Here is a 21215-nt window from a genome sequence, read left to right on the forward strand (position 1 = left end):
TTGAGATGAAAGAATCACTTAGTTTTGAGCTAATAAAAAAGGACGCTCGCACTGGAGCAAGGCGCGGCAGGATTACGACACCTCACGGTACTATTGAGACGCCCGTATTCATGCCGGTTGGCACTCAGGCTACGGTAAAGGCGATGAAGCCTGAAGATGTTGAAAAGACAGGTGCGGAGATTATACTTGGAAATACTTATCATCTATACCTTAGACCTGGTGAGGACATCGTCCGTGAAGCTGGTGGGTTACATAAGTTCATGAACTGGCATCGTCCTATCCTTACAGATAGTGGTGGTTTTCAGGTATTTTCGCTTGGAAAATTCCGCAAGATAACCGAGGAAGGGGCTAAGTTTAAATCATACATAGATGGCTCATCTCATATGATGACCCCAGAGAGCTCGGTCGAAGTGCAGACGGCGCTGGGTTCAGATATCATGATGGCGTTCGATGAATGTGTTGCATATCCTGCTGAAAAGAAGTATGTCGCTAGATCTCTAGAGCGCACTACAAGATGGCTTAGACGCTGCGACGATCACCACAGGAGGCTAGAGGCTAAATCCGCTATGGAAACAGGCGCTGATACTATGAAGCAGGCGCTTTTTGGAATCATGCAGGGCGGAATGTTCAAGGATCTTCGAGAACTAAGCGCAAAGCAAATTACGGAGATAGACCTGCCTGGTTATGCAATCGGCGGATTGTCCGTCGGTGAGCCAAAGGAAATCATGCTCGATGTACTTGATGACTGCGTCGACCTACTACCTGAAGATAAGCCAAGATACCTTATGGGGGTTGGAACCCCAGATTACCTGTTCGAAAGTGTTGAGCGAGGAGTCGACATGTTCGACTGTGTACTGCCAACAAGGCTAGCAAGGCATGGCATGGCGATGACGAGCAGAGGTAAAATCAATATCAAGAATGCTGCATTTGCAAGGGATTTCAGCACTTTAGATCCAGATTGTGATTGCTATTGCTGCAGAAATTATTCGCGTGCATATTTAAGGCATCTATTTAAGAATGATGAGATACTGTGCTCGATGTTGCTATCAGAACACAATATTCATTTCTTGGTAAATATGATGAAAAACATCAGAAAAGCAATTGAGGAGGATAGGTTCCTAGAGTATAAGAGGGAATTCTATAACAAATATGGAGAATTTTAAGATCTGTCCGATCTCCGAGCACTGCGGAGGATGTCTGTATCAGGGTGTCTCATATGAAGAGCAGCGCGCGGAGAAGGAAAATATAATCAGAGAGCAGCTGACGAGGCGCAAGGTCGACGATTCTGTATTCTGTGGTCTAGTTCCGGCTCTCTCAGAATACAGATATAGAAATAAGATGGAGTATACGTTCGGCGACCTTGAAATCGGTGGTGAACTTACCCTAGGTATGCACAAGAAGAGACACTTCATGTCGATTGTTACATGCGACGAATGTCAACTGGTTCCTATGGACTTCAACAGGGTGCTTCGTGCAACACTTGATTTCTGTGTAGAAAAAGGATATTCGTTCTATCATAAGAAATCGCATCAAGGTCTTCTTCGTAATCTCGTAGTTCGTCACGGAGTAAAGACTAATGAGCTGCTAGTTAACATAGTTACAAGCAGTGAAGATGGATTTGATGAACAAGCTTACCTTGATATGCTGCTAGGACTTAAGCTAGATAATGAGCTTATCGGTGTTATGCGCACGTTCAATGATAGCCTAGCAGATGCCGTAATCAACGAAGGAGTAAAAATTCTATTTGGCCGTGATTACTACAACGAGGAAATTCTCGGGCTAAAGTTTAAGGTAAATGCCTTTTCATTCTTCCAAACTAATATCGAAGCGGTTGAAAGATTGTATAGCGAAGCGCTTGCGCTAATTCCGGAACTTGACTCAAAAGTCGTATACGACCTGTACTGCGGAACTGGGACCATTTCTCAGCTTATGGCATCTAAAGCCAAGAAGGTGTACGGAATTGAGATAGTGCAGGATTCAGTTGATGCAGCAATTGATAATGCCAAGATGAATAATATAGATAACTGTCATTTTATCTGCGGCGACGTTAAAGCGAAGCTTGATGAGGTGACTGAGAAACCCGATATGATAGTTGTGGATCCACCACGAATGGGAATGCACGACAAGGTAGTGGAGATGCTGTCTAGCTACGGCATAGAACAGATTCTCTATATCTCATGTAATCCTAATACCATGGCGATGAATTTGGAGAAGTTCTCTGAGCTGGGGTACGAGCCTGTGGTGATGAAGGCGTATGATAATTTTCCGAAGACGAAGCATGTGGAGTCGGTAACACTACTTTCACGAACTACTCTATAGTTCGTGAAAGTAGATGTATCACCCACGCAAGGCACGCCAAAGAAAACGAGCAAGGCGAAGTTTGATTTGTTGCGGGCTACTGCGGAGTCATAATACTAAAAACTAGTATCAGAACTGCAAACTAAAAGCTGGTACTGCCCACGCGACAGCTGTCCAAGAGCTAGGAGCGAGGCGACGTTGCGATTGGAGACAGCGAACCGCGGAAGCCAGAACATAGTCACGAGCTAGAAAGTAGCGAAGTAGAAGTAGATGTACGTCTCACGCAAGGCACGCCAAAGAAAACGAGCGAAGTGAAGTTTGATTTGTAGCGGGCTACTGCGGAGGCATAATAAAAAAACTAGTATCAGAAATGCAAACTAAAAACTGGTACTGCCCACGCGACAGCTGTCCAAGAGCAAGGAGCGAGGCGACGTTGCGATTGGAGACAGCGAACCGCGGAAGCCAGAACATAGGAACGAGCTACAAAGTAGCGAAGTAGAAGCAGATGTACGTCCTATGCAAGGCACGCCAAAGAAAACGAGCGAAGTGAAGTTTGATTTGTAGCGGGCTACTGCTGACTGAGGGTGTGTCAAAACCACAATGACAATCAAGATTAAAATAAAATGTAGAAAACTAAGGCTTATTCTAAGTCTATCGTTAAAAGGTATCGGTAGTTTGGAATAAGCCTTGTTATTTGAGAGGAAATAAGGTTGAGTGGGAACATATCTGTAGAAAAGAGGTTACACTAGAGAAATGTGAGTAAACAAGAATACCGAGTACGATGCAATTGCAAATGAGATTGATGCTCAAGTGGAAAGAAGGCATCAATTGTAACCAGGGATGCCGAACAGGAAATGTTAAAAAGTGAAACGATGAGATCCTACAGTTACTACAGACACAGATAAACCGTGTTACGGAGTATGATGAGTAGATGGTAAAAAGGCTTATCGAGATGATTACGGTTTTTGATGACAAGCTTATCTTTGAATGTAAATCCGGCATGATGTTTGAACTTAAGAGATAATTGAATATAGAATATGATGCGGACACCTTGTAGTAATGCAGGGTGTTTTGTCATTTATAGAAAATTTATAGTTAGATATATTGATAAGTATAAATGTATTTGATATGATAAGTGTAAATTTACAGGAAGGAGTGGATACTATGAGTTATAAAGAAGATGTTCGTATGATTAAGGCTTTGGCAGATGAAAATAGACTTCGTATTTTGGAATGTTTGCATCACGGAGAAAAATGTGCCTGCGTTATACTTGAAGAGTTATCCATTACCCAATCGACTCTTTCTCATCATATGAAATTGCTTTGCGACTGTAGGCTTGTCGATTCTAGAAAAGATGGGCGATGGATGCACTACTCAATTTCAGAGGAAGGGAAAAAACGTTTTAAGGATATGTTTTCTTACTATCTTGAAACCACGGATTCAGATGGTGGATGCAGCTGCGATAAGTGCGAATAATATATATTAGGCAATCAGTAAGATTGCCTTTCTCTTAAACAAACACATTGATATATGTAAAACTATAAAACAATAAGGAGGTCAGATATGCAATTCTTAAGTGAGTTTTGGATGTTTATTCAAGACCAAGTTCTAGGAATGAAGTGGCTTAGTACATTGATAGGACAGTTCTTAAACTTTTTTGGTCTTGATACATCTGGGAAGATTGGAGGCAGTGTTCAATTTTTTATCTATGATGTGATAAAAATTATTTTCTTGCTCTGTGTACTGATTTTTATCATCAGTTACATCCAGAGTTTCTTTCCACCAGAAAGAACTAAGAAGATACTTGGAAGATTTCATGGAATCGGTGCAAACATCATAGCTGCATTATTAGGAACCGTTACACCGTTTTGCTCTTGTTCATCCATCCCACTATTTATTGGATTTACAAGTGCCGGATTACCATTAGGAGTTACATTCAGTTTCCTTATTTCGTCTCCAATGGTAGACCTTGGTTCGCTGGTACTCTTGATGAGTATCTTTGGAACTAAAGTGGCAGTGGTTTATGTGTTGCTCGGTCTTGTGATTGCAGTTGTAGGAGGAACACTTATCGAAAAACTTCACCTTGAAAATCAGGTAGAAGAATTTATAAGAAATGCAAAGCAAATCGATATTCCACAGGAAGAACTAATGGTTAAAGAAAGAATAAAATATGCGTGGGAGCAGGTTGTTGAAACATTTAAAAAAGTCTTCCCATATATTCTTGTTGGTGTTGGAATAGGAGCTTTTATTCACAACTGGATACCGGAAGATGTTATAGTGAGATTTCTTGGTACTGGTAATCCATTTGGTGTCATTATTGCCACAATTGCAGGAGTTCCGATGTATGCAGATATCTTCGGATGCATTCCTATTGCAGAAGCACTGCTTGCTAAAGGGGCAAGGTTGGGCGTTGTGTTGGCTTTTATGATGGGAGTAACCACACTATCTCTTCCATCAATTATTATGCTGAAAAAGGCAATCAAACCAAAACTTTTAGGTCTGTTCATTGGAATCTGTACCGTAGGAATTATTATTGTTGGTTATGCATTTAATGCATTTCAATATTTACTTGTTTAACAGGAGGAAAAGACTATGTCATTATTTGGATTAGGAAAGAAAAAAGAAGAAGCTAAGGTAGAGTTAGCTTGTGCCTGTAATGGAGAAGTAGCTACTTATGAAGCATCATCATGTTGCTGTGGCGGTCAACAAGTAGAAAACTGTTGTGGTGGAGACAATAAGGTTACAAGCATTAAGGTTCTTGGTGCTGGGTGTAAAAGCTGTCATGATCAGTATGAAAATGTTAAAAAGGCCATTGAAGAACTAGGGTTAGAAATTGAAGTAGAATATATCACAGATATGGAAAAAGTTATGGCTTACGGTGTTATGAGTATGCCTGCCATTGTTGTGAATGAAACAGTTGCTTCAATGGGGAAAGTATTAAAGAGTGCTGAAGTAATTAAGCTGCTTGGAAGTTGGGATTTTAATGGTAAAGAAAAAGAGTGAAGGAATTAATTTTTTCCAAAAGTATCTTACAATCTGGGTATTTATATGTATGGTAGTTGGAGTAATCATTGGTAAGTTATTACCGACCATACCAAACGCACTAGGTAATCTTGAAATATCTGGGATATCGATTCCGATTGCAATACTTATCTGGATTATGATTTATCCAATGATGCTTAAGGTGGATTTTCAGAGTATTAAACAAGTGGGAAAGAATCCTAAAGGACTTTTCATTACATGGATTACAAATTGACGGATGCGTCTGGTGGCTTGCCGTTCTCGCAGAAAGAATGGGATTGGATTTTGAGGATTGTGTAGAATAATTCCTGAATGAACGTTTGACATCCTTGGACATACAGGCAACGTAGTGTTCATTCGTTTCATGCTGAAGCAGTTACCCGTTTAGTTAAGTCAGGTACTGACGCAAACTAAAAGCTGGTACTGCCCACGCGACAGCTGTCCAAGAGCAAGGAGCGAGGCGACTTTGCGATTGGAGACAGCGAACCGCGGAAGCCAGAACATAGGAACGAGCTACAAAGTATAGAAATGCCTTGAAATCAAAGGGGTTAGTGAAAAATGCATAGACTTGGAAAGAGGGGGTGCATTGAGATTTTAGAGTATTTGGCAATAGTTCTGACACTGGAAATAGGTGGTTGTGGCTGTAGAACTGTTTTCTTACTGTCGAGACTATATGACAATTGGCAAAGACGCTTTTTAGTGTTCATATATTTTCTATAGGCAACTTGACGAATATTGAATTTTGATTTATTATTAAATATAAATTCAGTATTAGGATAGAAAGAGGCGTGCTATGGCACAAGTATTAAAAGAAGAAGTTAGGAATAGAATACTCGAAGCAGCAGAAAAAGTATTTTATAAAAAGGATTATAGAGGTTCCAAATTAACAGAAATTGCAAAAGAAGCAGATATTCCTGTAGCACTAATTTATACCTATTTCAAAAATAAGGAAGTTTTGTTTGACGCAGTAGTAAGTTCTGTTTATATAAACTTCGAGTCAGCTTTTAATGAGGAAGAATCTTTGGAAAAAGGTTCTGCTTCTGAAAGATTTGATGAGGTTGGAGAAAATTATATTCATGAACTTTTAAAAGAGCGTAAGAAGTTAATTATTTTAATGGATAAAAGCTCAGGTACAAAGCATACAGAAGCAAAACAAAAACTCATATCGCAAATGCAGGTTCATATTGAAGTAAGTTTAAAAAGACAATCTAAACAGGAATATGATCCAATGCTTGCTCATATTTTAGCTAGTAACTTTACAGAGGGGCTTCTCGAAATAGCAAGGCACTATCAAAGTGAAAAGTGGGCAAAAGACATGTTAAAACTTATTGCAAGGTGTTACTACAAGGGCGTGGAATCCCTATAATTAGCACTAAAAAATAGACTTTGCGTAATCAGCAAAGTCTTACTTTAAACCTTAATACTGAATTAAAATTCAATATTATTCAATTTTGAAAGGAGCGTTGTTCATGCCAGAAAAAGAATTAAGGAAAAAAGTGATTGGGAAAAACGGCTTATCCAATTCACTTCTTGCTTTAAAAATAGTATTTGATTTGATACCACAAATCTTACTTGTATATTTGATTAGTTCTTTAATCACAAACAATATTAACGAAGGTAATTTAAAGTATATATTCTTGGGAATCTTTATATCGTTTGTATTAAAAGGCGTGTTTTACTATTTTGCAACAAAGGTTGCCCATGAGAAAGCATACGAAAAATTGACAGAACTTAGGATAGATATTATCGGGCATCTAAAAAAACTAAGTTTGGGATTTTTCAAAGAACATAATACAGGGGAGCTTATGAACATTGTTCAGCATGATGTGGAGCAAGTGGAAGTATACCTTGCTCATGGTCTTCCTGAAATAATGGCAGTTACGCTTCTGCCTACCATTATTTTCATAGCTATGATTTTTGTAGACTGGCGTCTTGCTCTTGGAATGATTGCCGGAGTTCCACTCATGTATTTGGTAAAAATTCTTTCACAGAAAACAATGGATAAGAACTTTGCTATTTACTTTAACCATGAAAACAAGATGAGAGAAGAGCTAATGGAATATGTAAAAAATATCTCCGTGATTAAGGCTTTTGCTAAAGAAGAGGAGATTAGCGAAAGAACATTAAAAACGGCAAGAGAGTATATTTACTGGGTTAAAAAGAGCATGGGAGCAATTGCAATTCCAATGGGACTCATTGACATATTTATGGAAATTGGAGTAGTTATTGTCATGATTTTGGGAAGTATATTTCTTTATTATGGAGAAATAACAACACCTAAATTTATACTCGCAATTATTCTATCATCTGCGTTTACAGCATCCATAAGCAAGACAGCCACTCTACAACATTTTTCTATTGTATTTAAGGAGGCATTAAAGGCGATTGGAAAAGTTTTAACAGTTCCACTTCCAAATAAAAAGATAGAACAAGGTTTAGAATTTGGAAACATAGAATTTAAAGATGTGAATTTTGCGTACGGAAAAGATGGCTTTGAGCTTAAAGATATCAATTTGACTTTTAAGAAAAATAGCTTGAATGCCTTTGTAGGGGCAAGTGGTTGTGGGAAAAGTACTGTATCTAATTTACTTATGGGATTTTGGGATGCTGACAGCGGACGAATAGAAATAAATGGGAAAGATATAAAGGATTACAGTCAGGAAAATATTTCAAATCTTATTGGAAGTGTCGGGCAGGAGGTCATCCTATTCGATTTAAGTATTTTTGACAATATTGCAATCGGGAAACATAATGCGACAAAAGAAGAAGTCATAGAAGCTGCTAAAAAAGCAAGATGCCATGATTTTATTTCTGCTTTACCAAATGGATATGAAACACGAATAGGTGAAATGGGAGTTAAGTTATCCGGTGGAGAAAAACAAAGAATCTCCATAGCAAGAATGATACTTAAAAATGCACCGATTTTAATATTAGATGAGGCAATGGCAGCTGTTGATAGTGAAAATGAAAGACTAATAGGTGAAGCGATTGATGATTTAAGTAAGGATAAAACCATCATTACAATTGCTCATCATCTAAATACGATTAGAGATTCAGACCAAATTATTGTTATGGATAAGGGTGTTGTTCTTGATGCAGGAAGCCATGAAGAGTTGATGAAAAGATGTGATTTTTATAAGGATATGGTTGATGCACAGAACAAAGTTGATAGATGGAATTTGAAAGATAATAGTCTTTCACGAGCAGGGAACAGAGTGGACTGCGAGTGTACGGAGGTGGTAACAGAAAATGCTTAGAGAAATGTTAAAACTACTTACAAAAATCGGCAAGAGAGATTTGATTATATCAAGTGTATTCTTTGCACTTTATGGACTAAGCTCCATAGCCATGATTGTCATCGTATTTTCTATACTGTTCCAAATCTTTGATGGGACGAGTTTAGCAAGCCTATATAAATATTTTATTGCGATTGGAATACTTGTAGTCTTCAAAGGTATTTGTAATATGGTCGCAGATATGAAAAAGCATAGTGCAGGTTTTGATATTGTTCAGCAAATAAGAGAGCGCATGATTATCAAATTAAAGAAATTCAGCTTAGGATTTTATACCAATGAAAGACTGGGAGAGATCAATACAATTTTACACAAAGATGTTGATAATATGTCCCTTGTTGTAGGACACATGTGGTCGAGAATGTTTGGTGATTTTTTGATAGGTGCAGTCGTATTTGTTGGTCTTGCAAGTATTGATTTCAAACTTTCTATTATTATGGCTGTATCTGTTCCGATTGCACTTATCTTTCTATATCTGACAATTAAGCAATCTGAAAAAATAGAAAATCAGAACAACTCAGCACTTCTTGATATGGTTAGCTTATTTGTTGAATATGTTAGAGGAATACCTGTATTAAAGAGTTTTTCAAACAATAAGAGCTTGGATAATGAGCTTATGAATAAGACAAAAAAGTTTGGAGAAACAAGTAAAGTAGCTTCAAGATTCAAGGCAAAACAGCTATCTATATTTGGGTTTTTACTGGATATTGGATATTTAGTTCTTTTAATTATAGGAGCAATACTTGTTACAAAGGGAAGTCTTGATGTACTTCATTTTATTATCTTTGCAGTAATTTCAAAAGAGTTTTATAAGCCGTTCGCGTCTATGGAACAACACTATATGTACTATGTTTCGGCGATAGATAGTTACGATAGACTTTCAAGAATTTTATATGCAGATGTAATCCCGGATAAAGTGAATGGAACTGTTCCGAAAGATAATGATATAGCTTTTGAAAATATAGATTTTTCTTATGAAAAAGATGAATTTAAAATGGAAAAATTGAGCTTTTCTATTGCTGAAAAACGGGTGACAGCCTTAGTTGGAGAATCAGGTAGTGGAAAGACTACTATAACCAACTTGCTTTTAAGATTTTATGATGTGCATAAAGGAAAAATTACACTCGGAGGAACTGATATAAGGGATATTCCTTATGATGAACTTTTGGATCGTATCAGCATTGTTATGCAGAATGTTCAACTGTTTGATAACACGATTGAAGAAAATATCAGAGTAGGTAAAAAAGGAGCTACAAAAGAGGAAATCATTAAAGCTGCAAAGAAGGCAAGGATACATGATTTCATTATGAGTTTGCCAAAAGGTTATGAAACTGATATTGGAGAAAATGGTGGGATTCTTTCAGGTGGACAAAGACAAAGAATATCTATTGCAAGAGCTTTTCTAAAGGATGCACCTATTTTAATTCTTGATGAAATGACAAGTAATGTTGATCCTGTAAATGAATCTTTGATACAAGATGCCATTACGGAACTTGCAAAGAATAGAACTGTACTTGTAGTGGCTCATCATTTAAAAACAATTCAAAAAGCTGACCAAATTCTCGTATTTCAAAAAGGAAATTTACTTGAAAAAGGAAAGCATGGGGAACTTCTTGAGAAAGATGGCTACTATACAAAATTATGGAAAGCTCAGTACGGGGTATAATCATGATTTTGTTAAAAGATGTTTCTTATGAATGGGAAGATGGGCGAACTGCTTTAAAAAATATCAATCTTGAAATTAAAAAAGGTGAATTTGTTTTAATTTCAGGGAAAAGTGGAAGTGGTAAAAGCACTCTTGGAAGTGTAATGAATGGTCTTATTCCACATTATTACAAAGGCAAAATGAAAGGAGAAGCCTTTGCGTCCGGAAAAGATATAAGCAAATTATTACTTCATGAAGTAGGGCATATTGTAGGGAGTGTATTTCAAGATCCACGAAGTCAGTTTTTTACGACAACGACAGATGAAGAAATAGCTTTTGGGCTTCAAACTATCTGCAAATCAAGAGATGAAATCAAACAGAGAGTAGAAGAAGTATATGTTGAGCTAGATATTGAGGAACTGAAAGGAAAATCTGTTTTTGAATTATCAAGCGGACAGAAACAAAAGATAGCTATTGCAAGTATCTATGCGATGAATCCGAAAGTTTTAATTTTAGATGAACCTTCAGCAAATTTGGATATGAAAGCAACATTTGATCTGTTTTTAATTTTGGAAAAATTAAAGAAAAAAGGAACAACAGTTGTTCTAATTGAGCATCGTTTGTACTATGCAAAATCTATATTTGACCGTTTTCTTTTGGTGAAAGATGGAGAGATTGCACAGGACTTGAGTCGGGAAGAAGTTATCCATCTTGAAGGGGAGTTTTGGGATGAGAATGGACTAAGAACCCTTGAATTAGAAGAATATAGGATAAGTGAGAAGAAAGATTCATATCAATTAAATGATGAAAGTATCAGCGGAAAAGGCTTGAAATTTTGCTATCCGAATGTAGCTAAGGATGTAAAGAAACAAAAACAGTACATTTTAAATCATCTTGATTTCAATATTGAGTGCGGAACAGCCATTGGTCTTATCGGCTTAAATGGTACCGGAAAAACTACCTTTGCAAGAGTGATTTCAGGACTTGAGAAGATAAAAGAGGGGAAAATATGGGTGGAAAAAGATAAGTCGCTTAATCATAAAGATTTAATGGATATGTCATATTTTGTCTTTCAAGATTCAGACTATCAGTTGTTTTCGGAAAGTGTACTTGATGAAATGCTACTTGGTATGGAGGGTAAAGATAAAAAAGAAAATACTCAAAATGCAAAGTCTATTTTGAGTGTACTTGGCTTAGACAAATACATTGATAAGCATCCGTTTGCTTTATCAAGAGGAGAAAAACAAAGACTGACAATAGCTTGTGGAATGATGAAACGGGCAAAGATTTTCATCTATGATGAACCAACATCAGGTTGTGATAAAGCCTCAATGCTTTCCGTCGCAAAACTGATTGAAGAACAATTGAAAAATGGGACAACCGTTTTGGTAATAAGTCATGATTTTGAGTTTTTAGCAAACACAGTGAGCAAGCTGTGGGTAATGGGAGATGGAAAAATAGAAACTGTTTTAGATATGAGTGAAAGTAATAAATTTCTCATATTAGACAAGATGAGAGGAGGTAGAGAGCTTGTCAGATAGAAAAACTGTAGATCCTAGAATAAAACTTACTCTACTTCCAATTGCCTCCTTTACGAGCTTTTTCATAAGCGATACAATTCTACTTTTTGTACTAATTGTTTTTGCCTTTTTTCTATATTTATATAGTGGGATGTGGAAAAGAGCGTTACGCTTGATCTTGTTTTTTGTGCTTTTATACTACATAGAGTTAGGGCTTGGAAAATTTTGTGAAGCAAGTATTGTATTTGCAATATATATGTTTATTTACTTTGCATCAAGAATGACCTTAATCGCTATGTTTGGCGGATATATAACAAAGACTACAAATGTAAGTGAAATGCTTGAAGCGTTAAATAGAATGAAAGTACCAAGAAGCATTGGTATACCTTTTAGTGTTTTGCTTAGGTTTGTACCAACTATAAAAATAGAACTCAAGGCATTAAAAGAGAATATGAAGATTCGAGGAATTGTAAAAAGCAGATTTTTCCCGTTGCTACATCCAATTAAATATATTGAATATACGCTTGTTCCGCTTTTAATGAGAATGATTAAGATTTCAGATGAACTGTCAGCTTCAGCACTTATTAGAGGACTTGATAGTGATGAGAAGAGGGTAACATTATCAGAATTGCGGTTTAGAAAAACAGACTTAATGATTGGACTATTAGGGGCTTTGATGGTTGCTCTTGTGATAGTAATACAGAAAATTTATTAGGAGGACTTTTATGAAAAACAAATTGAATGGTCGTGATTTTATTACAATCGGAATCTTTAATGCAATTGGAATTGTCATATACATGGCGGTTGCATTTGCTATGGCAACAACAGTTATTGGAGGATTTATTGCTTCAGGAGTTAGCTTTATGATAGCTGCTACCGTTTATATTCTTATGGCTGTAAAAGTTAAAAAGAAGGGTGTATTTACAATATCAGGAACGCTTCTTGGTTTAATTGCGTTGTCAGGAGGACATTTACCTCATGCAGTCTTTGCTGTAATCGGTGGAATTATATGTGATTTGATTATAGGAAATTATGAGAGCAAAGGACGAATGATTATTGGATATGGAACATTTGCATTAGCAGATTTTTTAGGAACAGTAATTCCTGTAATTATATTCGGGACAGCTTCTTTTGTGGAAAGAGCATCAAAATGGAAAATGAGCGAAACACAAATAAATGAAGCATTATCTTATTTCAAAGTTTCGTGGGCAGTAGGATTTGGCTTGATAACATTTGTTCTTGCTTGCATAGGAGCATTTGTTGCAACAAGGATACTTGAAAAACATTTTGAAAAAGCAGGAGTGATTTAATTAATCTTTGTTTGTGAAGGCAGATGGCATAAAAAGCATGACTGTCGAATAGGGATTTGAGGAAAATTCAAAAATATTTAAATGGGGATTTAAGGTATATTACGCTTTACGTAAACGGGGATTTGGGGTAAAATCATTATAGTGAGGTGATTACATGGGGACAACAGTCTTTAAAAGGAAAATATATAATGAAATTCTTGAATGGAAAAACAATCGAAGCGATAAGTATGCACTTTTGATAAGAGGAGCTAGACGTGTTGGAAAATCAACGATTGTCGAGGAGTTCGCAAGTAAAGAATTCAAATCATATATAATGCTTGATTTTGCTCGTACCAGTAAAGACATCAATAGCTTATTCGAGGATCTGTATAGTCTGGATTTTTTCTTTCTCCAACTGCAACAGCTGACTGGTGTTAGACTGTATGAGCAGGAATCAGTAATCATATTTGATGAGGTACAGCTTCTGCCTAAGGCAAGGCAGGCTATTAAGTATCTTGTTGAGGACGGAAGATATAAATATATAGAGACGGGTTCACTTTTGTCTATAAGAAAAAATACGAAGGATATTCTCATACCAAGCGAGGAACATAAAATAGATATGTACCCCCTGGATTTTGAAGAATTTCTGTGGGCAATCGGAGATGAAGTAACTGCAGATACAATTAGAATTCTGATGGAAAATAAAAGACCGGCCGGTAATACGATGCATAGGAGTCTGATGCGTATTTTTAGGCTGTATATGCTTGTTGGCGGTATGCCTCAGGCAGTTGAAACATATTTGGCAGATAATAATCTGCAGGCAGTTGATGAAGCTAAAAGAGAAATTGTAGATTTATACGAGGAAGATTTCACAAAAATAGATGGGACAGGTCTTGCGGGAGATGTCTACGATGCGATTCCAGCTAGCCTTAGCGGTAATGCATCAAGATATGTTTTGGCAAATGCTAGAGCTGGCATCAAGTCAGGACAAATGAAGGAACTTGTACCTGATATGTTGAGTTCCTATACAGTGCTTATTGCATATCATGCTAATAATCCAAGTGTAGGAATGTCGCTTGAGAAGGATGCGGGGCGCTATAAGCTTTTTACATCTGATGTAGGATTGTTTGTAACTCTTGCTTTCAGAGATAAGAAGTACACTGAAAATATAATCTATAATAAACTGCTTTCTGATAAACTAGAGGCAAACCTGGGGTATGTATACGAGAATGCAGTCGCTCAGATGCTAACTGCTAAAGGAAATAAACTTTTTTATTATACAATGGGGAGTGAAACTTCAAATCATTTGCATGAAATCGACTTTCTAATATCAACAGGCGATAAAATATGTCCGGTGGAAGTTAAATCAGGAAACTATAGAAATCATAAATCGCTGGACAATTTTTGTAGAAAATTCAGTAACCGCATAAGAGATAAATACGTCGTTCATACGAAGGATTATAAGTGGGAAAATGGCATTAATTATATCCCTGTGTATATGGTGCCGTTTTTATAGAATCGAAAGATGTACAGATAAAAAAATCCCGTAGGTACATGTACAGGTTCCAGTTTGTAGGGAGAGCAAAATGTTAAAGATAAAAGATTTTACATTTCAAGAAGATTGGGAGAATAGAAGGAGTTGTCTGATGTTCTTTAAAGCAGACCTGGAGGAAAGCGCTTCATGGGCTGTAGACATTGGGTTTAAGCCAGGCGATTTTGAGGGAAATGAGATTTCCCCGTCACTCTGTATCAATCCGATAGATACGGATAAGAGCACTGTAAAGGAATTGGTGGGGACTACATTTTCAGTAAAGACAGCTTTGGATAGTGAAGAGCGTGAGGATTCATTTTATATTTATGAAAATGAACCGTTGCTTGAATACAGGATAGAAATCTTAGACATAGTAGAGGCAAAAGCCCATATAAAATGCAATGGGGTGCTTATTCTTGACGGCTATGCGGAGCCGTGGATAGAAGAAAGATTCCAAATAGACAGTTGGATTCCGGTAATAGAATCGGTGCAGGATTGGGATAAGTTGTCCTTATGACGGAATAATCCATTCGGCGGTTATCCGATGATTCATGCAATTTACGTTATCGCAGAAATATTTAGAATTAAAGGAAAAGTTAAGAGCTGAGGAGTTATAGATGGTTATATTAGAATTGCATCAAGGCAATTACTCAAAAGACCTAGTTGCATTTGATTCGTTAGAAGAAGGAAGAGAATTTGTATCTAAAATACCCGGATATACAATAGAAAAGGAATATCAGCTTGAATACGAATATTTTAATCCTAAAGACATACCAGATTATACGGAATTTATCTATAACGGCAATATTGTTCCTTTCTCTAGATTTATGTTTGATTCTGAGGAAAATGTTGAGATCATTTGGAAAGAGCTTTCAAATCTATCAGTTACAAGCGATCAAGTAATCGAAGGATATTCAAAAATTGATGCCTATGTCGTTAACAACGATGAAGTCAAAGACTATATTGAAGAAAGAGAAACGAAATATCGGCAGATAAAAGACGTCTTAGAGCGTAATGGATACGAAGTCGATAGAAGCTTTTTCGGAAGTGAAGATGGCGAGGCGGTTATCTACAGAAAAAACGATGCCGAAGATTGGAATCTGCTCTGTCACTTAGATCCAACGGTTTTAGAGATACAAGACACTGAAGAATATGTTAAAGAAACGATGGATAACGCCAATAACTAGGAGATCAACATGTGCAATATCGAATTGGAAAAATATCAGGGCAGGATTAAGGCGGCTTATGAAGCAAGTGCCTTTACAGAAGGTGTTAGGCCAGAGTCAGAGGAAGATATAAAAAAGTTCGAAGCAAATTACACCTCCATACCATCAGAGTACAGGTGGCTACTACTTAACTTAGGCGGTTGCTATTTGGCAGAGCCATGGATTTTTGGTTTGAAGGAGCTAACGGAAAACTATGCCATCTTTGAAGAGGTATATGAGGAATATATGTGTGAATGTGAACACGGCCCAGCATTTCCTATCGGAGGTTTAGGTGATGGGAGCATCGTGTTTATAGACCTTGAATCTGGCAAAGTACGTGGATATAACAATGATTATGCGGACCTTGAGGAAATTTCAGAGAGCTTCTCGGAGCTTATTTTAGATCTAGTAGAGCAGGTAGAAAGCTTTTCTGCCTACAATATCTGATATTAAGCATATTTATTAAATGGCATATCTACAGACGTCTAAGATGATTATTTATTGTCATAGTTTGTATCCACTCTAGAATTCATTTTATAGGATCAATTTGGACTAAAGCGAGACAATAATTAAAAGAAATTTGAAATTTGCAGGTTTTAATTTATGACATTATTAAAAATCATTTTAATAGCACTTGGTACAACTTTTTCGATATTTGGATACTTAATCTATTTTAAGAAGAAGTATAATCTCATCAATGACTATGAAGCTAATCGCAAAGCAGGTAAGAAAACAGAATCTTATGCTAGAAAAATTGGCCTTATTGAATTACTACTTGGAATTGCTTTGCTGATGGTTGGCTTATACTTGATTGTTGCTATGCGAAGCACTTGAATGTGTTAATTAGTATCCGTAATGGGTACAAACAATTAAATGATATTGCCAATGTTGATTTATGGATTGAATTTTTATTAATATATAGGCAGTTCTAGCAGTGTAAAAAAGACGGATTTTGTAGAAATAATTCATGTTGTATAATCGAGGTAATGGTATGTAATTGTATCATTACCTTTTTTAGGATATGCATGAGGATCAAATGGAAAATAAAATGAAAAACAAGGAATTGTATATAAAAAATGTGTTTTTATCTAGAGAAATTCCTAATGACAATTATCTTAAAAACTTACCAGTAATTTCAAATTTAAAAAAAATAAAAGAACTGGAATTAACTAAACCAGTTACATTTATTGTTGGAGAAAACGGGGTTGGAAAATCAACCCTAATTGAAGGAATTGCTGTAGCGATGGGATTTAATGCGGAGGGGGGAAGTATTAATTTTTGCTTTTCTACAAAAGAATCTCATTCTAATCTTCATGAATACATCACCGTAGGTAGAGGCTGTCGGAAACATAAAGATGGATTCTTCTTACGAGCTGAAAGCTTTTATAATGTCGCATCAAACATCGATTATTTAGATAAGGACGGAGGGGGTCCCCCAATTATATCAAGCTATGGTGGTATATCTTTACATGAACAATCACATGGTGAGAGCTTTATGGCTTTAGTGGAAAATAGGTTTTTTGGAAATGGATTATATATATTAGACGAACCTGAAGCGGCTTTATCGCCAATGCGACTTATGGAATTGATGTGTTATATAAAGAAACTGGTGGATGAAAAATCTCAGTTTATAATTTCTACACACTCGCCCATTTTGATGACATTTCCAGATGCTGAAGTTCTTGAAATTACGAATGAAGGAATAAAGAGCATCGATTACAAGGAAACTGAACATTTTTTTATAACAAAAAGATTTATGGATGCTCCAGAGCAGATGATAGATAATTTGTTAAAATGAAATTATAATTAATTCGATTTTGTGAGGAATAATATGGATTTTATACATGATAGAAAAAGCAACATCCTTTTTAGCCTTCATGACAGCAGGGTGAATAAGATAAAATATCACAATAAGACTTTGACATTAAAGGTACATAAAATATTTCAATTTGTGGATGGTGAAGAAAAAGCATATCCGGGCGAAGTATTTTTTAAAGATTGTGATTTGGACATGTGTGATGTACTGATATTTAATAAAACTTTGGGTGAAGGCCGTTTTTATGGAAAGGCTATTGAATTACAGCAATTTATGGATGAATATGCAGGCTCAGAGTTTGAAATAATCAAAGAAGGATATTTTGGTAACACGACAACATATACAGGCTGGCTTTTGGAAGATGGTAAACAACCAGTGTCAGCAATTATGTATATTTGGAACAGGGGAGATATGGTATATAGAGTAGAGAAATAAACTTTACTTAAACTAAAATTTTTGCTGCTTTGCTACGAAAAGTAGCAAAAAATATAATAAAGACAACTAATGTTTCTTGATTGGTAAACGTCAATTTACTAACCTTTGAGGTAAGTAAAATATAGCTAAAAATCGGAGGTAGAAAAATGACTTTATTTGAAGATCAAATCAAACATTACAGAAAACAGGCAGGACTGTCACAGGAAAAGATGGCGGAGAAGATTGGTGTATCTCGTCAGGCGATTACAAAATGGGAAAATGGAACTGGAACACCTGATATTTCAAACTTGATGGCTATAGCCAATCTCTTTCAAATATCCATAGATGAATTATTGTCAAATGAGAAAACAGAGAGTAAAAAATCTGATTATATCTATGAAAGTCGTACGGAATACGATATCGATGGGAAAAAAGACTTCGATATCAAACTCGGTGGGGCATATAAAGTAGATTTAAAAGCGTATAATGGAGAAAAAATAGTAGTTGAACTATTTTCGAATGTTTATAAAAATATTCAGGCGGACTATAAAGTTAAAATCGATGATATAAGGCATAACATTGATATTGAGCTTGCAAGGCTAAACGGAGTAAGCGAAGCAATTGCTAAGGAGAGCCTCGTTGTAAATATTAACATTCCAACCCAATATATAGGAAGAGTGGAAATATCAGTTAATGCAGGGACACTAACTGTTAATGATATTGAAAATGAAAATATTGAAATAAATGGAAAAATCAGTGAAGTTGCATTAAAAGGCAACAAAAGTGAAATTGAAATAGATTCTAATCTTGATATGCAGATTAATGTTATCTCGCATGAAGGTGCAGTTGAAATCAATCAATTGTCTGCAACATCAAGACTTATAATACCTGAAAACTTCTGTTTTAGAAGTGCAAAAAAAGGAATTGCTAATACTATTTATTATGAAAAGTACGGAAAAAAGGTAGAGTCATTTTCAAATGATGAATCCGATAATTATATTGAACTTAATGGGATAAAAAGCGAGCTTGTTATAGCTATTGACGAAGCATAGAATTTATGGGAAGAAAATGGATTGCACGTATATTTCAGCTGAGGAATTAGAAAAATTATGAGGGATTATGCATTATGGCAATAGATGGTGTGAAAATTATAGATAGCGATACAGGATATGATATCTATAATTATGTTATCGGGAGCTATAAGGACGGGGTGAGTGTAGATAAAATCGTCGAAACCATGCTAGCTGAAGAAAAAGACTATTGCATCGATGATTTTTATTCCGAAATTTACTGGACGGCGCTTGCTTATTCGCTATGGAAAATAGGACACCTACCAGATGATGTAAAAGAGAAAACAATAGGAATCATCAAAAAAGGAGCAGATGAATTTTGGCTTGAAATAGATGGCAATGCCTTAAAGCAAAGGCAAAAGAACCTGGATAAATTAGCAATACAATTAGAAAACGAAAATCCAAAGCCAATCAAGGTACCAAAGTCAAAGATTATAAGAAAGCCATACTTTAAAACCGGGGATGTACTTGCGATAAAATTTGATGATGAGTATGGCGCTTGCTTTGTATCTTCTGTAGATGAAGGTCCGAGAAAAATAGAATATCACTTAGCATGTACTCGATTACTGCAAAATGAAAAACCTAATATCGATGATTTTATAAACAGTGAAATTGCGTGTGGAAAACAGAATACATCATACTGCCTGAAGACAGACTGCTGGTTCAATCATAAAGAGCTAGGATTGATTATAGACAGATTTGAGAAGATTGGTCGAGTGGAATTGGAAGATTATGTATTAGGAATTCTCTCACCTGCTTCCACGTTGGAGGACATTTATAGTGAAATTTCCATAGACAAAAAGACTTCGAATCTTAAATTTAAAGATACATGGGAGCTGATAAGAGGGTTCGAAGTTAATGAGACATAATTAGGCGTTTGAATCAACAGTTGCAACTAGTTTTATTATGTTTTAGGACATTTGGAAGGAATTAAGCTAATGGGAGATAAACCAACATACTTTGTCTTTGATGATGTTCTCAGAGATAAAAGCTTAAGAAAGTACTTTGATCTATGTGTTAAAGATGTGCAAGAGGGAATCGCTCGCTTGTCCCGCACGAGAGCAAAAGCAGGCTACCCTTCATGGCCATGCTTTAGGGTAGAGGGAAAAGAATTTCTCGTATCTGCGGTTCTCGAATACTACCTATATGACCTTCATTGCAATGGTTTCATCAGTGAAAGTGCAGAAGCCTTCACGGAAAAAATGAGAGCAATATGTGGCTGGCAATGGGACGTTGACAGAGTGCTCAGAAAGTGGATAGAGAGGGTCGTAATAAATCCGTTCTTCTGCGATGCAAGTGATAGTGAATACGAGCACAAATGGGTATTAAATCCAGAGGACCCAGGATATACGCTAACTGATGAGCAACTTAAGTTCGCTTGCTATATCGCAGTTTGCTTTACCAAGTACGGTCATAGCTTTGATAAGAGTTTTACGAAAGAAATCTTTGATTTAGTCACGGCACTTGGAAGTAAACTACCGGCGAAGATAAAGAAAAACGGCAGCGGATCTTTGCCTAAAGAAATTGCAGAATGCAAGACGGAGGAATTTTCTTGCATTGCTAATGACGCCTTTGCCACTATAAAAATATCGGTAAAAAATGAATCTGAGGAAAGCTATAGTAAAATCCTAGATTACCTTTGCAATTTGCTGGAGTTTGGATTTTCGCATAGTTATGCTATAGAATTCAAAGGGCAAAATAAGATATATCTTCCTATCAAAAAGCTACCTAAGAAAGGTGTAAACCAGCTCTTCGCTAACGCGATTCTTTACCCTAAGCTTCATGACAAAATTGAGAGATACGCAAGGCTAGCGATGAAGGAGTTTGAATGGTACCTGAACCTTGACGGCGAATACTCCGCGATGCCGGGAAGCTTTGCGGTATTTGCATTAGGACTATACAATGAAAAATATCATAAGCTGGTATGCGATTATTTATCCCTTTGTGACGGGGAACATCAAAGTATTCAAGGCGAATTTGTTCTTACCTATATAGAAAAATTTGGGTTCACGGAAAAGGGACTTGAACTATATAAACTGTGCGGGTCAAACATACAGGAGCTCCCAAAGAAACTGATAGCTCGATATAATAAATTCGTTGCTCAGAGATAAGG

22 protein-coding genes are annotated in these 21215 nt (G+C 36.4%); all 22 read left to right on the forward strand.

The annotated features are described in order from the left end of the window. The first annotated feature begins 5 nt into the window (after positions 1 to 5). Entirely contained in the window at positions 6 to 1163 is a 1158-nt protein-coding gene (tgt, locus tag C5Q96_RS01980; protein WP_106056707.1) for a tRNA guanosine(34) transglycosylase Tgt, read from the forward strand. Further along, positions 1150 to 2319 carry a 23S rRNA (uracil(1939)-C(5))-methyltransferase RlmD gene (gene rlmD, locus C5Q96_RS01985; protein ID WP_106056710.1) on the forward strand — a complete coding sequence of 390 codons (1170 nt, stop codon included), beginning with the start codon at positions 1150 to 1152 and terminating at the stop codon, positions 2317 to 2319. Before tgt ends, rlmD begins: the two co-directional genes overlap by 14 nt. 1143 nt (positions 2320 to 3462) lie before the next feature. Then, positions 3463 to 3774 carry an ArsR/SmtB family transcription factor gene (locus C5Q96_RS01990; protein ID WP_170035478.1) on the forward strand — a complete coding sequence of 104 codons (312 nt, stop codon included), beginning with the start codon at positions 3463 to 3465 and terminating at the stop codon, positions 3772 to 3774. A gap of 87 nt (positions 3775 to 3861) precedes the next feature. Continuing rightward, entirely contained in the window at positions 3862 to 4875 is a 1014-nt protein-coding gene (locus tag C5Q96_RS01995) for a permease (protein WP_106056712.1), read from the forward strand. A 15-nt stretch (positions 4876 to 4890) separates the two neighbouring features. Continuing rightward, positions 4891 to 5301, forward strand: coding sequence for a thioredoxin family protein (locus C5Q96_RS02000; RefSeq protein ID WP_106056714.1), 411 nt, complete (start codon positions 4891 to 4893; stop codon positions 5299 to 5301). A gap of 49 nt (positions 5302 to 5350) precedes the next feature. After that, positions 5351 to 5554, forward strand: a complete 204-nt coding sequence (locus C5Q96_RS02005) for an arsenic resistance protein (RefSeq protein ID WP_330403814.1) — start codon at positions 5351 to 5353, stop codon at positions 5552 to 5554. A gap of 558 nt (positions 5555 to 6112) precedes the next feature. Continuing rightward, positions 6113 to 6685, forward strand: a complete 573-nt coding sequence (locus tag C5Q96_RS02015; RefSeq protein ID WP_106056716.1) for a TetR/AcrR family transcriptional regulator — start codon at positions 6113 to 6115, stop codon at positions 6683 to 6685. Positions 6686 to 6788: 103 nt separating this feature from the next. Continuing rightward, entirely contained in the window at positions 6789 to 8576 is a 1788-nt protein-coding gene (locus tag C5Q96_RS02020) for an ABC transporter ATP-binding protein (protein ID WP_106056718.1), read from the forward strand. Then, positions 8569 to 10278, forward strand: a complete 1710-nt coding sequence (locus tag C5Q96_RS02025; protein ID WP_106056720.1) for an ABC transporter ATP-binding protein — start codon at positions 8569 to 8571, stop codon at positions 10276 to 10278. The genes C5Q96_RS02020 and C5Q96_RS02025 overlap by 8 nt, the downstream gene beginning before the upstream one ends. A 2-nt stretch (positions 10279 to 10280) precedes the next feature. Further along, positions 10281 to 11798 carry an ABC transporter ATP-binding protein gene (locus tag C5Q96_RS02030; protein ID WP_106056722.1) on the forward strand — a complete coding sequence of 506 codons (1518 nt, stop codon included), beginning with the start codon at positions 10281 to 10283 and terminating at the stop codon, positions 11796 to 11798. Further along, positions 11788 to 12492, forward strand: a complete 705-nt coding sequence (locus C5Q96_RS02035) for an energy-coupling factor transporter transmembrane component T (protein WP_106056724.1) — start codon at positions 11788 to 11790, stop codon at positions 12490 to 12492. Before C5Q96_RS02030 ends, C5Q96_RS02035 begins: the two co-directional genes overlap by 11 nt. Before the next feature lie 10 nt (positions 12493 to 12502). Beyond that, positions 12503 to 13087: an MptD family putative ECF transporter S component gene (locus C5Q96_RS02040; protein WP_106056726.1), complete on the forward strand. Its 585-nt coding sequence runs from the start codon at positions 12503 to 12505 to the stop codon at positions 13085 to 13087. A 154-nt stretch (positions 13088 to 13241) separates the two neighbouring features. Continuing rightward, the gene (locus C5Q96_RS02045) at positions 13242 to 14582 is read left to right on the forward strand and encodes an ATP-binding protein (RefSeq protein WP_106056728.1); all 1341 of its coding nucleotides are present in this window, start codon (positions 13242 to 13244) and stop codon (positions 14580 to 14582) included. A gap of 70 nt (positions 14583 to 14652) precedes the next feature. Next, complete coding sequence (locus C5Q96_RS02050) at positions 14653 to 15114, forward strand: hypothetical protein (protein ID WP_106056730.1); 462 nt, start codon at positions 14653 to 14655, stop codon at positions 15112 to 15114. Positions 15115 to 15214: 100 nt separating this feature from the next. Further along, positions 15215 to 15784 carry a hypothetical protein gene (locus C5Q96_RS02055; protein ID WP_106056732.1) on the forward strand — a complete coding sequence of 190 codons (570 nt, stop codon included), beginning with the start codon at positions 15215 to 15217 and terminating at the stop codon, positions 15782 to 15784. Positions 15785 to 15793: 9 nt separating this feature from the next. After that, on the forward strand, positions 15794 to 16249 hold the full coding sequence (locus C5Q96_RS02060) for an SMI1/KNR4 family protein (protein ID WP_106056734.1): 456 nt from the start codon (positions 15794 to 15796) through the stop codon (positions 16247 to 16249). A gap of 156 nt (positions 16250 to 16405) precedes the next feature. Further along, positions 16406 to 16636, forward strand: a complete 231-nt coding sequence (locus C5Q96_RS02065) for a DUF3784 domain-containing protein (protein WP_106056736.1) — start codon at positions 16406 to 16408, stop codon at positions 16634 to 16636. A 202-nt stretch (positions 16637 to 16838) separates the two neighbouring features. After that, positions 16839 to 17600: an AAA family ATPase gene (locus C5Q96_RS02070; protein ID WP_205764000.1), complete on the forward strand. Its 762-nt coding sequence runs from the start codon at positions 16839 to 16841 to the stop codon at positions 17598 to 17600. Positions 17601 to 17633: 33 nt separating this feature from the next. Next, positions 17634 to 18053, forward strand: coding sequence for a hypothetical protein (locus tag C5Q96_RS02075; RefSeq protein WP_106056738.1), 420 nt, complete (start codon positions 17634 to 17636; stop codon positions 18051 to 18053). Positions 18054 to 18199: 146 nt separating this feature from the next. Beyond that, positions 18200 to 19084 carry a helix-turn-helix domain-containing protein gene (locus tag C5Q96_RS02080; protein ID WP_106056740.1) on the forward strand — a complete coding sequence of 295 codons (885 nt, stop codon included), beginning with the start codon at positions 18200 to 18202 and terminating at the stop codon, positions 19082 to 19084. Between the two features lie 74 nt (positions 19085 to 19158). Further along, positions 19159 to 19971 carry a hypothetical protein gene (locus C5Q96_RS02085; RefSeq protein ID WP_106056742.1) on the forward strand — a complete coding sequence of 271 codons (813 nt, stop codon included), beginning with the start codon at positions 19159 to 19161 and terminating at the stop codon, positions 19969 to 19971. Between the two features lie 69 nt (positions 19972 to 20040). After that, the gene (locus tag C5Q96_RS02090) at positions 20041 to 21213 is read left to right on the forward strand and encodes a DUF6138 family protein (RefSeq protein ID WP_106056744.1); all 1173 of its coding nucleotides are present in this window, start codon (positions 20041 to 20043) and stop codon (positions 21211 to 21213) included. Positions 21214 to 21215 lie beyond the last annotated feature (2 nt).

Source organism: Mogibacterium diversum (genome assembly GCF_002998925.1).
Classification (GTDB): Bacteria; Bacillota; Clostridia; order Peptostreptococcales; family Anaerovoracaceae; genus Mogibacterium; species Mogibacterium diversum.

Coding starts and splice junctions, on each gene's coding strand:
- C5Q96_RS02050 (WP_106056730.1), top strand. CDS start 14,653: ATGTTAAAGATAAAAGATTTTACATTTCAAGAAGATTGGGAGAATAGA.
- C5Q96_RS02085 (WP_106056742.1), top strand. CDS start 19,159: ATGGCAATAGATGGTGTGAAAATTATAGATAGCGATACAGGATATGAT.
- tgt (WP_106056707.1), top strand. CDS start 6: ATGAAAGAATCACTTAGTTTTGAGCTAATAAAAAAGGACGCTCGCACT.
- C5Q96_RS02040 (WP_106056726.1), top strand. CDS start 12,503: ATGAAAAACAAATTGAATGGTCGTGATTTTATTACAATCGGAATCTTT.
- C5Q96_RS01995 (WP_106056712.1), top strand. CDS start 3,862: ATGCAATTCTTAAGTGAGTTTTGGATGTTTATTCAAGACCAAGTTCTA.
- C5Q96_RS02060 (WP_106056734.1), top strand. CDS start 15,794: ATGTGCAATATCGAATTGGAAAAATATCAGGGCAGGATTAAGGCGGCT.
- C5Q96_RS02025 (WP_106056720.1), top strand. CDS start 8,569: ATGCTTAGAGAAATGTTAAAACTACTTACAAAAATCGGCAAGAGAGAT.
- C5Q96_RS02020 (WP_106056718.1), top strand. CDS start 6,789: ATGCCAGAAAAAGAATTAAGGAAAAAAGTGATTGGGAAAAACGGCTTA.
- C5Q96_RS02055 (WP_106056732.1), top strand. CDS start 15,215: ATGGTTATATTAGAATTGCATCAAGGCAATTACTCAAAAGACCTAGTT.
- C5Q96_RS02070 (WP_205764000.1), top strand. CDS start 16,839: ATGGAAAATAAAATGAAAAACAAGGAATTGTATATAAAAAATGTGTTT.
- C5Q96_RS02075 (WP_106056738.1), top strand. CDS start 17,634: ATGGATTTTATACATGATAGAAAAAGCAACATCCTTTTTAGCCTTCAT.
- C5Q96_RS02065 (WP_106056736.1), top strand. CDS start 16,406: ATGACATTATTAAAAATCATTTTAATAGCACTTGGTACAACTTTTTCG.
- C5Q96_RS01990 (WP_170035478.1), top strand. CDS start 3,463: ATGAGTTATAAAGAAGATGTTCGTATGATTAAGGCTTTGGCAGATGAA.
- C5Q96_RS02030 (WP_106056722.1), top strand. CDS start 10,281: ATGATTTTGTTAAAAGATGTTTCTTATGAATGGGAAGATGGGCGAACT.
- C5Q96_RS02045 (WP_106056728.1), top strand. CDS start 13,242: ATGGGGACAACAGTCTTTAAAAGGAAAATATATAATGAAATTCTTGAA.
- C5Q96_RS02015 (WP_106056716.1), top strand. CDS start 6,113: ATGGCACAAGTATTAAAAGAAGAAGTTAGGAATAGAATACTCGAAGCA.
- rlmD (WP_106056710.1), top strand. CDS start 1,150: ATGGAGAATTTTAAGATCTGTCCGATCTCCGAGCACTGCGGAGGATGT.
- C5Q96_RS02080 (WP_106056740.1), top strand. CDS start 18,200: ATGACTTTATTTGAAGATCAAATCAAACATTACAGAAAACAGGCAGGA.
- C5Q96_RS02005 (WP_330403814.1), top strand. CDS start 5,351: ATGGTAGTTGGAGTAATCATTGGTAAGTTATTACCGACCATACCAAAC.
- C5Q96_RS02090 (WP_106056744.1), top strand. CDS start 20,041: ATGGGAGATAAACCAACATACTTTGTCTTTGATGATGTTCTCAGAGAT.
- C5Q96_RS02000 (WP_106056714.1), top strand. CDS start 4,891: ATGTCATTATTTGGATTAGGAAAGAAAAAAGAAGAAGCTAAGGTAGAG.